This is a genomic window from Nocardia sp. NPDC004722 (assembly GCF_053601505.1).
The window spans coordinates 1-12547 of the sequence record NZ_JBSGBY010000209.1 but is presented as its reverse complement, the minus strand read 5'-3'; the positions used below and the strand labels follow the sequence as shown (position 1 = coordinate 12547).

Annotated in this window: 12 protein-coding genes; 8 read left to right on the top strand and 4 right to left on the bottom strand. The window is 69.2% G+C overall.

Annotation, left to right across the window (positions count from 1 at the left end):
* From moaCB to ACWELQ_RS21185, 3 genes are all read left to right on the top strand, one after another.
* Positions 1-975 (top strand): bifunctional molybdenum cofactor biosynthesis protein MoaC/MoaB (gene moaCB, locus ACWELQ_RS21195; protein WP_452398769.1); only part of this gene is annotated, 975 nt, incomplete at its 5' end.
* Positions 968-1387, top strand: coding sequence for a molybdenum cofactor biosynthesis protein MoaE (locus tag ACWELQ_RS21190; protein ID WP_452398768.1), 420 nt, complete (start codon positions 968-970; stop codon positions 1385-1387). The genes moaCB and ACWELQ_RS21190, both read left to right, overlap by 8 nt.
* 45 nt (positions 1388-1432) lie before the next feature.
* A complete protein-coding gene (locus ACWELQ_RS21185) occupies positions 1433-2467 on the top strand; it encodes an Rpn family recombination-promoting nuclease/putative transposase (RefSeq protein WP_452398767.1) in 1035 nt (344 codons plus the stop codon).
* 90 nt (positions 2468-2557) lie between these two features.
* On the opposite strand, the gene ACWELQ_RS21180 is transcribed toward ACWELQ_RS21185, so the two are convergent.
* Both ACWELQ_RS21180 and ACWELQ_RS21175 read right to left on the bottom strand, forming a co-directional pair.
* Positions 2558-2878, bottom strand: a complete 321-nt coding sequence (locus ACWELQ_RS21180; RefSeq protein WP_452398766.1) for a hypothetical protein — start codon at positions 2876-2878, stop codon at positions 2558-2560.
* A 223-nt stretch (positions 2879-3101) separates the two neighbouring features.
* The gene (locus ACWELQ_RS21175) at positions 3102-4187 is read right to left on the bottom strand and encodes a CobW family GTP-binding protein (protein WP_452398765.1); all 1086 of its coding nucleotides are present in this window, start codon (positions 4185-4187) and stop codon (positions 3102-3104) included.
* 93 nt (positions 4188-4280) lie between these two features.
* Here ACWELQ_RS21175 and ACWELQ_RS21170 point away from each other — a divergent pair, with 93 nt between their 5' ends.
* Positions 4281-5990 carry a helix-turn-helix domain-containing protein gene (locus ACWELQ_RS21170; protein WP_452398764.1) on the top strand — a complete coding sequence of 570 codons (1710 nt, stop codon included), beginning with the start codon at positions 4281-4283 and terminating at the stop codon, positions 5988-5990.
* Here the strand turns inward: ACWELQ_RS21170 and pucL are convergent.
* Positions 5972-6892, bottom strand: coding sequence for a factor-independent urate hydroxylase (gene pucL, locus ACWELQ_RS21165; RefSeq protein ID WP_452398763.1), 921 nt, complete (start codon positions 6890-6892; stop codon positions 5972-5974). The genes ACWELQ_RS21170 and pucL overlap by 19 nt on opposite strands.
* Before the next feature lie 129 nt (positions 6893-7021).
* Here pucL and ACWELQ_RS21160 point away from each other — a divergent pair, with 129 nt between their 5' ends.
* Both ACWELQ_RS21160 and ACWELQ_RS21155 read left to right on the top strand, forming a co-directional pair.
* Entirely contained in the window at positions 7022-8386 is a 1365-nt protein-coding gene (locus ACWELQ_RS21160; protein ID WP_452398762.1) for a uracil-xanthine permease family protein, read from the top strand.
* Between the two features lie 81 nt (positions 8387-8467).
* The gene (locus ACWELQ_RS21155; protein ID WP_452398761.1) at positions 8468-9001 is read left to right on the top strand and encodes a hypothetical protein; all 534 of its coding nucleotides are present in this window, start codon (positions 8468-8470) and stop codon (positions 8999-9001) included.
* On the opposite strand, the gene ACWELQ_RS21150 is transcribed toward ACWELQ_RS21155, so the two are convergent.
* Positions 8976-9647, bottom strand: coding sequence for a TetR/AcrR family transcriptional regulator (locus ACWELQ_RS21150; RefSeq protein ID WP_452398760.1), 672 nt, complete (start codon positions 9645-9647; stop codon positions 8976-8978). The genes ACWELQ_RS21155 and ACWELQ_RS21150 overlap by 26 nt on opposite strands.
* A gap of 86 nt (positions 9648-9733) precedes the next feature.
* Here ACWELQ_RS21150 and ACWELQ_RS21145 point away from each other — a divergent pair, with 86 nt between their 5' ends.
* Both ACWELQ_RS21145 and ACWELQ_RS21140 read left to right on the top strand, forming a co-directional pair.
* Positions 9734-10864, top strand: a complete 1131-nt coding sequence (locus tag ACWELQ_RS21145; protein WP_452398759.1) for an FAD-dependent oxidoreductase — start codon at positions 9734-9736, stop codon at positions 10862-10864.
* Positions 10865-10917: 53 nt separating this feature from the next.
* Positions 10918-12547 (top strand): ATP-binding protein (locus ACWELQ_RS21140; RefSeq protein ID WP_452398758.1); only part of this gene is annotated, 1630 nt, incomplete at its 3' end.

The window sequence follows — 12547 nt, the reverse complement described above, 5'->3', positions numbered from 1 at the left end:
ATGGTCGATGTGAGCGCCAAGGCCGATACGGCGCGCATCGCGGTCGCCGCGGGCGCACTGCACACCACCGCCGAGGTGATCGCCCTGGTCCGGGCCGACGACATGCCCAAGGCGGACGTGCTCAGCACCGCGCGCATCGCCGGGATCAACGGCGCGAAGAAGACCTCCGAGCTGATCCCGCTGTGCCACCAGCTGGCGTTGTCGTCGGTGAACGTGTCGTTCGGGTTCACCGACACCACCATCACCATCGAGGCGACCGCGAAGACCAAGGGGCCCACCGGGGTCGAGATGGAGGCGCTGACCGCCGTCGCGGTGGCCGGGCTGACATTGCACGACATGGTGAAGGCGGTGGATCCGGCGGCGACCCTGAACGGGGTGCGGCTGGTCACCAAAGAGGGTGGCAAGCACGGACATTGGGTGCGGCCGGAAGCCGAATCACACCGGGCCGAATCTCACAAGCACGAGACCGCCGCTGCCGCAACGGTTTCCCTCGCGGGCGAGGGGCGCTCAGCCGCGGTCGTGGTCGCTTCGACCGGTGCGGCGGCGGGCACCCGCACCGACACCACCGGTCCGGCGCTCGCGAAATGGCTTGCCGAACAGGGCTTCTCGGTGCGCGGTCCGCTGGTCTTCGCCGACTCCGATATCGCGTACGCGCTCTCGGACACCCTGTCCGCCGAGCCCGACCTGATCATCACCACCGGCGGCACCGGGGCCTCCCCCACCGACGCCACCCCCGAGGCGACCCGCGCCGTGATCGACCGGGAACTGCCCGGTGTCGCCGACGCGATCCGCCAGGCGGGCACCGCGAAATTCCCGCTCGCGGCGCTGAGCCGGGGTGTGGCCGGACTGTCCGGGCGCACCGTGATCATCAATCTGCCCGGTTCGCCGGGCGGGGTGAAGGACGGCATCGCCGTGCTCACCCCGATTCTCGACCATTTGCTGGCCCAGGTGGCCGGAGGAGGCAACCATGAGTGAGCTGCTGGCCCGGATCAGCGATCAGCCGCTCGACCCGGCCGAGGTGGAGAAGGCCGTCAGCGGCCCCGAACACGGCGGCATCGTGGTGTTCACCGGCAAGGTCCGCGATCACGATGGCGGACAATCGGTTTCGGCCCTGGAGTACTCCGCGCATCCCCAGGCCGAACAATTCCTGCGCAAGGTCTGCGAAGAGGTCGCCGCCTCCTCCGGCCTCCCGGTAGCGGCCGTCCACCGCATCGGCTCCCTCACCATCGGCGACCTCGCCATCGTCGTCGCCGTAGCCGCCCCCCACCGCGCCGAAGCCTTCACCACCTGCGCCCTGCTGGTCGACCGCATCAAACACGAAGTCCCCATCTGGAAACGCCAACTCTTCGCCGACGGCCTCTCCGAATGGGTCAACGCCTGCGGCTGACCCTTCTTTGATCCACGGGCGAAAGCTCTCGCGTGTCGCGATGGCATGTCCACGCGAAAACGATTGCGAGGCAACCTGGACAGGGTAGGTTGCCCGAATATGGCTGATACGCCAAGCAATCCACATGATGCATACTTCCGGCAGGTAATGGGCCGCGCCGCCGACGCCGCCGGAGTATTGCGGGCAAACCTCCCAGCGACCTTCGCAGCGCGGACCCGGTGGGACGAACTCGTACTGCAGCCGGGCAGTTTCGTCTCCCCGCAGCTGCGATCACGTTTCAGCGATTTGTTGTTCGCCACCCGGCTCGACGGGCACCCGGCCTTCGTCTACATGCTCATCGAACATCAGAGCCGCCCCGACCCCCTGATGGCGTTCCGGATGCTCGAATACATGGTCGCCATCTGGACCCGCTACCTTCGCGATCACCCCAAAGCAACCACCCTGCCCGTCGTGATACCGCTCGTCATCCACGCCAGCCCCAAGGGCGAACGCTGGAACAAACCCACCGAGTTGGGGAACCTCCTCGATATCGACCCCACCACCCGCACCGAACTCGGCGACCACCTGCCACGACTGCGATTTCTCCTCGACGACCTCACCGCCATCGACGTCGCCGAACTCTGCGCCCGCGACCTCACTCCCTCGGCCCGCGTAATGCTGGTTCTACAGAAAATCGCGCCTCGTAGCCGACACCTCGATACGGACCTGCTTCCCCTGCTGGGCGACCTCACCGCGATGTTCTTCAGCCCGGCGGGCAAGGCGGAATTGACAGGTGTACTGACGTACATTCTTAAGGTGGCCGACATCAATGAAGCCGATCTCGGTGCCGCCCTCGAACAGCTCGGCCCCGAGGCCAAGGAGGTCATCATGACAACTGCCGACCGGCTCCGCGCAGAGGGCGAAGTCCAAGGCGAAGCCCGAGGGCGAGCCAAGTCGTTGATCGAGCTGTTGTCACTCAAGTTCGGTGAGCTGCCCCAGAAGGCCACCACCGCAATCGATAGCGCCGATCCGAAGCTGCTGCAGCTGTGGACCGCGCGGGTGCTGACCGCGGACACGCTCGATGAAGTATTTCAGCCTTAGCCTTGCCACGTGGTCGACCGATGCGACGCGCGTGCATGGCGGTCGTTGATCGGGAACCCGCCGGAAGTATGTTCGGGGGATGCATTGGGATCAGATGACGGCTACGCCCGGGGCGCTGCGGACGGCGGCCGCGCGGTTGCGGCGCGGGGTGGGGCAGTTGGAGATTCTGGCGGCGATCATCGAGGCGGCGGAGGGGCCTTGGCTGGGGGCGATGGATTCGGATGGGCGGGGCACCGCTGAGCTGCGGATGCATCTGGCGGGGAAGTATCGGTTCACCGCGGTGGTGACCAGTATGGGGAAACTGTCGATGGCGGAGATGAATTCGCCGGGGCGGGGGAAGCGCTCGGAGCTGGTGTTGTCCACCAAGGCGGCGCAGCGCAAGGGGTTCGACAATCCCAAGGATGTGCCCAAGCCGCAGGAGTGGGTGGACTATGTGGTCGGCTGGGTGAAGTACGCGAGTGCCGAGGTGGGGCGGCGCGATGTGGTGGAGTGGCAGCTCAAGGGCGCCGATCAGCGGCTGGCCGCGATGAACGACAGCGTCGAGACCATGCGCGCGGCGCTGGCCGAACGCGAGCTGATGCGCGATGAGCTGGCCGCCGAGGTCGCCGAGCTACGCGCCGAATTCGAAGCCGAGTCAGCCCTCGCCGACAAGCGCGTCGTCGGCCGGGACGTAGCGCCAGACGGGCAGCAGGGCGTGGTCGTCGAGGGGGTCGTCGGCGCGGTGGACGGTGGCGTCGAGGCGGGCCCGGATATCCCGCTCGTCGAGGCCGGAACCGATGAGAACCAGGTTGCTGACCCGGGGCTCGTGCCGGGACCAGACGGTGGGTTCGAGGCTGATGTGGCGGCCGACCATGTGCAGCACGAACTTTCGCCGGTCCTCGGGAACGGCGAAGCCCAGCACGCCTTTGGCGCGGAACAGTCCTGACGGCGGATCCTCCAGCAGCGCGATGAGTTCGCGCGGATTCAGGTCCGTCTCGGAGGTGAAGGAGACGCTGTCGTAGGCGTCGTGCAGATGCCGGTGATCGTGGCAGGCGCCGTCGTGGCAGTCGCCGTGGTCGTGCGGGTCGTCGTCGTGCAGTAGTTCGTCGAAGCTGAGCTGCTCACCGACGCGCGGCCGCTGCGGATCGCGGGTGGGCACATCGAACAGCAGCCCGGGATCGATGCGCCCGTGGCTGGTCGGATACACCGGCACCTGGCCGACCAACTCGACGATCTCCGACCGCAGCCGTTCCAGCGCGGCGGGCTCGACCCGGTCGGCCTTGTTCAGCACCACCAGATCCGCCATCCGCAGATGCGTCACGAGTTCCGGGTGCTGCGCGCTGCTTTCGGGGAAGTGCTCGGCATCGACGAGCTCGACCAGCCCGCCGTAGCGAATGCGCGGGTTGTCGCTGTTGACCACCATGCGAATCAGATTGCGCGGCTCGGCCAGCCCGCTGGCCTCCACCACGATGACGTCGATCTTCTGCCGGGGATGCGCCAGCCGGTCGAACAGCTCGTCCAGTTCACTCACATCGACCGCGCAGCACACGCACCCGTTGCCCAGCGACACCATGGCGTCGACCTGCCCGGCCACCAGCATGGCGTCGATATTCACCGCGCCGAAGTCGTTGACCACCACCCCGATCCGCGTGTTCCGCGTCCGCAGCAGCCGGTTGAGCAGCGTCGTCTTTCCGGCACCGAGGAATCCGGCCACGATCAGGACTGGGATGCGCCGGCTCACGCAGGCCACCTTACCCAGCAGAAACCATCCGGAAATAACCGCCGCCTACCGTGACTGCCTATTCGGACCGACCACGGGAGGTGCGCCGTGCGCGTGCGCGACATTCTCGATGCGCCGCAACTGCGTATGCGGTTGCTGTACGGGGACGAGGCGATATTGGAGCGTCCGGTCGCCCGGGTCTGCGCCACCGATATGCCGGATCCGCGGCCGTTCGTGACGGCGGGGGCGCTGGTCTGCACCGGACTGGTGTGGCGGCACGAGGCCACCGACTCCGACCGCTACGTGGGTCTGCTCGCGGGGGCCGGGGTCGCCGGGGTGGTGGCCGGGCAGGCGCTGCACGGGCATGTGCCCGAGGACGTGGTCGCCGCGTGTGAGCGGCACGGGCTGCCGCTGCTGTCCGCGCCGCAGAGCGTCCCCTTCAGCCGGATCATCGAATACCTGGCCGAGCAGGCGGCCGAGGTGCGCTGGCGGCGGGTGCAATCGCGCGCCGACCGGCAGCGCAAGCTGCTCGCCGCGGTGGCGGCGGGGGCCGATATCGAGAGCCTCGTCGCGGAATTCGCGGCGGAACAGCATGTTTCGGCGTGGCTGCTGACCTCGACCGGGACGGTCGTCACCGGAACCGGGGAGCTGGCGGACGAGGACATCGACCGCATCGTCGCCACCGCCCTGACCGCCCCGCGCCTGCCCGCGGTGACGGCCGGTGCGATCCGCGTGCTGCAGGTCGGCGCGGGCGATCGAATCACCGCCTGGTACCTGGCGATCCGCCCGTCGGCTCCCGAACTGGACCCGTTCGGCGCGGATCTGGCGGCCGTGGCGGAACTGTATCGCCAGCGCCGCGCTGACCGGCAGCATCTGGATTGGGAACTGGCCGACCGCTTCCCGGTGCCGTTCACCGAGCACGCCGGAGCGCTCGATGTCGCGCTGGTCTGCGAAGTGCATGCGATGGCCGACACCTCTGGTTACTCCGGCGCGCTGTCGGCCGGAATCCCCCGGGACCGAGTGGATTCCGGCCAGGAGCACGCCGGGATGACGAAGGTGCCGCGCGGCGGAGTCGCGGGCGCGATCGAACGGGCGGGCGCGCCGGCCGCCGAACCGGGTTCCGCCACCGGACGCAACTCCGCCGCCAGGCAGGATTCCGACACCGGGCGGCATTCCACTGGCGGGCAGCGTGTTTCGGGTTGGGTGGATTCGGCTGCCGGGTTGACAGCCGTGCGGACAGCCCTGCACGACGCGCTGCCGGGGATCACCACCTCGATCGACCGCGAGGGCAGGCTGGTCGGCGTGACGACCGGGGCACAGGATCAGATCGCCGCGGTGGTCGGTCGGCGTCTCGGGCGAATCGCACCGGCATTGCGGGAGATTCGGCTCGCGATCGGGATCGGCGCGCGGCAGCCGGAGGAGACCTTGGCGAGCGCGATCGGCGCCGCCGCTGCCGCCTCCACCGCGGCTCGGGACGACACGGCACCGGTCAGTCTGCGTGTCGCCGATATCGATTCGGCCGTCGGCCTGCTGACCGCGGTGCCGGGCGGACTGCAACGCCGGTTCGCCGAACGCGTCCTGGGCCCGGTGCTCGACTACGACCGCAGGCACGGGGCCGGGCTGCTGGACACGTTGGCGGTGTTCCTCGGCTGCGAGGGTTCCTGGCGGCAGGCGGCGGATCGCATGCATCTGCACCTCAATACCGTTCGCTATCGGATCGGCCGGATCGAGGAGCTCACCGGGCGCGATCTCGGGCGCATCGACGATCGGCTGGACCTGTACCTGGCGGTGCGGACGCTGTCCGGTCAGACCGCGCCGGTGTAGGGATCCCACGCGATTCCGGCGTCGGGCGCGCCCTCGCGCAGCACGCTGGTCTGGATCAGTCCGTACGGGCGATCGTCGGCGTGGAAGACCTCGCCCTTGTTCGGGACGCCGAAACGTTCGGTGTCATAGGCGAAGTGGTGCTTGTTGGGCGCCGAGAAGCGGATCTCGGCCAGGCACGGATACGCCTCCAGAGCGGCCCGGCCCATCTCGAACAGTGTCTGCTGCAACGCTTTCGAGTGCAGCGTCGCGAAGGTCTCGACCAGGACGGCCCGGATCCCGTCATAGGCGGCATCCCAGTCCGCGGGCGGCGTGGCGAAGCGCCAGCGGGCGATCAGGCTGGTGGCCAGGATCCGGTCGTAGGCGGGTTCGAGCACGGTGAACTCGTCGGTGAGGAATCCGGCGAACTCCGAACCGGTGGACTTGAGGATCACCAGGTCCTTGACCCCGCCGATCACCCATTCGCGGCGCTCGTCGCCGACGCCCGACACGGTCACCGCCGCGATTCGCACCTCCGGCCCGACCCGCGTCCAAGTGTGGTCGTGCGCGCGCCCGCCGACCGGAACCCGTTGCCACGCATACTCTTCGATCTCGATACGGGCCGACTCCACCGGCTCGATATCGCCCACGAAATGCCGGGCCAGGGCCAGCCCGTACTCCTCGATGCTGCCGTCGCCATGACTCTTGGCGTAGGTGAAGATGGTCTGCTTCTGCGAATCCGTCGGCAGCACCGCGCCCTGATCGCCGACCGTGTGCGCGTCGTCGAACGCGCCGCGCAGGCACGAGGAGACGTTCAGATCGCGGATCTCGTGCCGGGCGGTGTCGCGGTAGACGCGCACCACCCGGTTCTCGGCCTTCCCGTACTGATGCGGGCCGAGCACGATCCGGCCGGTGGATTCAGTCATGGCCACACTGTCGCGCATCGGGCACCGCCCGCAGGCTGGTTCCGGAGACAAAACGCCGAGGGCGAAATGCCCGACGTTTGGGCAAACTGGACAAAAGCCCGAGTAGCGGCGCTTGCCTAGGGTACGAGAATGACCTCGCTTCATCCCGTCGACACCCGGCCACCGTGGCAGCGCCTGCTGGCCTTCGGCATCCAGCACGTGCTGATCATGTACACCGGATGCGTCACCGTGCCTTTGGTTTTCGGTGCGGCCGCGGGACTCGACAAGGCCACCGTCGCCCTGCTCATCAGCGCCGACCTGCTGGTCGCGGGCATCATCACCATGGTGCAGAGCCTGGGGCTCGGGAAGTTCGCGGGCGCGCGGCTGCCGATCGTCACCGGTGCGACCTTCGTGGCCATGAGCCCGATGATCCTGGTCACCAAGGACTACGGGCTGCAAGGGATGTACGGGTCCATGCTGCTGGGCGGCGTCCTCGGCATCGCGCTGGCGTGGCCGTTCGCCTCGATCGTGCGATTCTTCCCGCCGCTGGTGAGCGGGACCGTGCTGACCGTGGTCGGCATCTCGCTGATCGGGGTGGCGGGCGGACTGATCGTCGGCAGCGACCCGAAGGCGTCCACCTTCGCCGCGCCCTCCCATATCGCGCTCGCGGCGGCGGTACTGGTGGTCGCGCTGGTGTGCACAGTGCTCGGGCGCGGGGTGTGGTCGCAGCTGGGTGTGCTGATCGCGCTGATCGTCGGCATCGTGATCGCCATCCCGATGGGCCTGATCAAGCTGGACGGGGTGTCGAAGGCGGCCTGGTTCGGCGCACCCCACCCCTTCCATTTCGGCGCACCGCATTTCCCGGTGGCCGCCGTGGTGGCCATGACCATCGTGATGCTGGTCGTCTTCGCCGAATCCACCGCCAGCATGCTGGCCATCGGTGAGATCACCGGAAAGCCTTTGACCCGAGCCGATCTGGCGCGCGGCCTGGTCGGCGACGGACTGTCCGCCGTGCTCGCCGGTGTCCTGAACTCGTTCGTGGACACCATCTTCAACCAGAATGTCGGCGCGGTCGCCAACACCCGCGTCTACAGCCGCTACGTGACGGCGGTGAGCGGCGCGATCCTGGTCGTCCTGGGCCTGGTGCCGCGCTTCGGCGCACTGGTCGCCACGGTCCCGCAGCCCGTCGTCGGCGGCGTCGGCCTGGTGTTGTTCGCGACCATCACGGTGATCGGCGTGGACACCCTACGCAAGGCCGACCTGACCGATCGCGTCAACCTCACGCTGATCGCCGTCTCGATCGGCATCGGCCTGATCCCGGTCCTCACCAAGGGCATGTTCGACAAGTTCCCGTCCTCGGCGCAGATCCTGCTCAACAGCGGCATCAGCCTCGCCGCCGTCACGGCTTTCACCCTCAACCTGCTGTTCAACCACACCAAACTCGGTGACATCGCCCGGGGCGCAGCGGATCCCGCGCCCACGGACCCGGTATCCGCCGAAGCCGTCACCACCTGACCCCCCTCCTCATCGGGGAGACCGAAGCCGTGGATTCCCTCCGGATCCACGGCTTCGGTCTGTCCGTGACAGGATCCGTCCATGCCGACTCCCGCACTGATCGGACTGGGTGGACGCCGGGCGTGGGCCGAGTTGGCCGGGGGCATCGTGGTGCTCGGAGTGCTCGAGGCGGCGGCGGTGCATTTTGTGGGGCGGGCGGTGTTGCCTGGCAGCGTCGCGGGGGTCGTCGATCTGGTGGCGGGGGTGCTGACGTTGGCGGTAGTGGCGGCGTTCGTTTCGCCGTTGTGGGGGTCGGTCCGGATCTCGGAGCGGCGGATCAGGATTCGGTTCGGGTGGATTGCGGCGGTCGAAGTACCGCTCGAGATGGTCGGGTCGGTGCGGGAGTATCGAGCGGACGTGCGGCATCCGGTGGAGCTCGGGCTGGATTTCGATGCGGAGTCCGGGTTGTTGTCGATCGTCAGGTCGCCGTCCTCGGCCCTGGTGCGGATGGAATTGAGCACGCCGGTTCCGGCACGGACTCAGGGCTGGCGGCGGGTTGCGGCGCGGGGTGTCCTGGTGTCGGTGGACGATGCGCGGCGTGTGATCGACGCTATCGAAGGGTCGCCATCCCGTTGAGGATGAGGTTGATGCCTGCGAGGAATTGGGCGCGGTCGTCGTGGGTGGGGAGGTCGGCGGCCATGCGGCGCATGAAGGGGTATTTTTCGGGATCCAGTGCCGCCCAACGGGTTGCGATTCCGGTGAGGAAGGTCGAGCGGTCGACATCCGGGGTGAGCAGGCGCGCGCCTGCCGCGTATTGGCCTGCCAGGCCGAGGACGTAGTTCACCAGGGCTGAGGCGCAATCGAATTGGGCGGGGGCGGGAACGCCGAGCGCGTCGAGTTGTGCGCCCATGCCCTCGAAGATCTCGACCACCGCCGCTTGCCAGGGCTCCCGCGAGAGTTGCGCGCCCACCCACGGATGGGCGTCGATGGCGTCGAACATGCCGAGTGCGATGGCCCGGATGGTGGCGCGCGGCGACTCCCCCGCGACCACCTCGGTCATGACGCGGGCGATCACCTCGTCGGTGGCCGCCGCCAGCAGATCGTCCTTGTTGGCGAGGTGGTGGTAGATCGCGCCGCTGCCGGTCGCCAGGCGTGCTGCGAGCGCGCGGAAGGTGAGGGCTTGCTCGCCGCCGGCGTCGAGGATCTCGATGGCCGCCTCGACGATCAGCCGCTTGGACAGCGCGTCCGCGCCGCGTGCGGTCCGCCGGGTCCCGGTTGTCATGCATCCCATCTTGACAGCTTTGGAACATTGTTCCAAACTCGAGCTATGGAACGCCGTTCCAATCAGCTTTCGAAGGGAGAACGACCATGAAGACCCCCATCACCATCGTGGGCGCGGGCCTGGGTGGCCTCACCCTCGCGCGTGTCCTGCATGTGCACGGCATCCCCGCGACCGTCTACGAGGCGGACCCCTCGCCCGAGGCCCGCGTCCAGGGCGGACAGCTCGACATTCACGAGCACGACGGCCAATTCGCGCTGGCGACAGCCGGTCTCACCGCGGAGTTCCGCGCGATCATCCACGCGGGTGGCGCGGCCGCCCGCGTGCTCGACCCGCAGGGCACGGTCCTGCTCGACGAGCCCGACGACGGCACCGACACCCGGCCGGAGGTGCTGCGCGGCGATCTGCGCCGCATTCTGCTGGACTCCCTGCCCGCCGGAACCGTGCGGTGGGGACACAAGGTCGCCGAGGTGCGATCCCTCGGCGACGGCCGCCACGAACTCACCTTCACCGACGGATCCACGGTGATCACCGGCCTGCTCGTCGGAGCCGATGGCGCGTGGTCGAAGATCCGGCCGCTGGTCTCGGACGCCCGTCCCGAATACGTGGGCGCGACCTTCATCGAGACCTATCTCCACGATGCGGACGAGCGGCATCCCGCCACGGCCGTGGCGGTCGGCGCGGGTGCGATGTACGCGCTCACCCCGGGCCAGGGCATCACCGCCCACCGCGAGGCGGGAGCCGTCCTGCACACCTACGTCCAGTTGCGTCGCTCGGCCGAGTGGATCGCGGCCATCGACTTCACCGATCCCGCCGCCGCCACCGCCGCCATCGCGGCCGAATTCGACGGCTGGGCACCGGAACTCACCGCCCTCATCACCGACTCCGACACCGCGCCAGTAGCGCGCCCGATCCACACCCTCCCGCACGGACACCGCTGGGACCGGGTCCCGGGGGTGACGCTGCTCGGCGATGCCGCGCACCTGATGCCGCCGTCGGGCGACGGCGCGAACCTGGCCATGCTCGACGCCGCCGAACTGGGCTTGGCCATCGCAGCCCACCCCGACGACGTCGAAACCGCGCTCGCCGCCCACGAGGCGAAACTGTTCCCCCGCAGCGCGGCCGCCAATGCCGACGCCGACGAGGTGTTCGACCTCTGCCTCGGCGACCGGGCCCCGTTCGGGCTGATCGAACTGTTCTCCGGAGTGGCGGCCGGCTGATCGGCGGCAGCCGAATTCTGACCCGTTCGTGATTCGTGCCATAGCCTGGCGGCGTGCGAGTTGTGGTGGCGAATCGTGGTGAGGTCGCGGTCCGGGTGGTGCGGACGGCGCGGGAGCTCGGATACGAGACGGTGGTGCTGCACACCGCCGAGGACTCGAGGAGTCGGGCGGCGCGGCTGGCGGATACGCCGATCGTCCTGCCCGGCAGCGGAGCGGCAGGTTACCTCGACATCGACTCCGTGGTTCGGGCCGCGGCCGCGTGCGGGCGCGGCGCGCTGGTCCATCCCGGGTACGGATTCCTCAGTGAGAGTGCGGAGTTCGCGACCGCCTGCGGCGCGGCGGAGCTGATCTTCGTCGGGCCGTCGCCGGAGGTGCTGCGGGTTTTCGGAGACAAGGTCGCGGCGCGCGAGGCGGCCGAAGCCGCCGGGGCGACGCTGCTGCCCGCCACCAAGGCCGGGGTCTCGGCGGACGAGGTGGCCGCCTTCCTGGCCGATCATCCGGGCGGGGTCATGGTGAAGGCGGCCGCGGGCGGCGGCGGGCGCGGCATGCGGCCGGTCACCGACCCGACGCTGGTTGCCGAGGCGGTCGAACGCTGCCGGGCCGAGGCGCTCGCCGGATTCGGCGATGACAGCGTCTACGCCGAGGCGCTGGTCACCCGGGCCCGCCACATCGAAGTGCAGGTGGTGGCCGACGGGCTGACGGCGGTGGCGCTGGGCGACCGCGATTGCAGCGTGCAACGGCGGCGGCAGAAGCTCGTCGAGATCGCGCCCGCCCCGGATCTGCCGGTGGGCGTGCGGGATCGGGTCCACCGGGAAGCGGTGCTCATCGCGGAGGCGGTCGGCTGCCGCGGAGTCGTCACCGTGGAATTCCTGGTCGAGGGCACGAATGTGTGGTTCCTGGAAGTGAATCCGCGACTGCAGGTGGAGCACACCGTGACCGAGGCGGTCACGGGCGTGGATCTGGTCGCGGTGCAACTGGATCTGGCGCGCGGGCGCACCCTGGCCGAGCTGGAGCTGCCCAAACACGAGACGCTCGGCGGGGCGGGGCAGGCGCGCGGCTGGGCGGTGCAGGCCCGGGTGAATGCCGAACTGCTGGCCGCCGACGGGACGGTGCTGCCCAGCACCGGGGTGCTCACCCGCTTCGACGCGCCGACCGGGTTCGGGGTCCGGGTCGACACCGCCGCCCAGGTGGGCATGCGACAGGGGGTGCGGTTCGATTCGCTGCTGGCGAAGATCATCGCGCAGGCGTCGTCGTTTCCCGCCGCGCTGCAACGCTGTTCGGACGCGCTGGCCGAGACCGTCATCGGCGGGGTGGACACCAACCTGCCGCTGCTGCGCGCGGTACTGGCCGAGTTGAGCGCCACCGGCCCGGTGACAACCGACTGGTTCGAGGAGCAGCTCGACGAATTGCGAACGCGGGCGGAGGGTTTCGAAGATCCCACGCCTCCGCGGACCCACGAGCAGACCGGCGGCGACGCCTTCGAGCTCACCGAGGACGAACAGGGCCTGCGCTCCCCCATGGGCGCGACCGTCGTCTCGCTGGCCGCGCCCGGCACCGTGCTGGCCACCGGGGCGGAGGTCGCGGTGCTGGAGGCGATGAAGATGCAGCACGTGCTGCGCGCGAGCGAACCGCTGCGGGTGCTGCGGCACGCGGTCGCGCCGGGCGAGGTGGTCGATCCGCTCG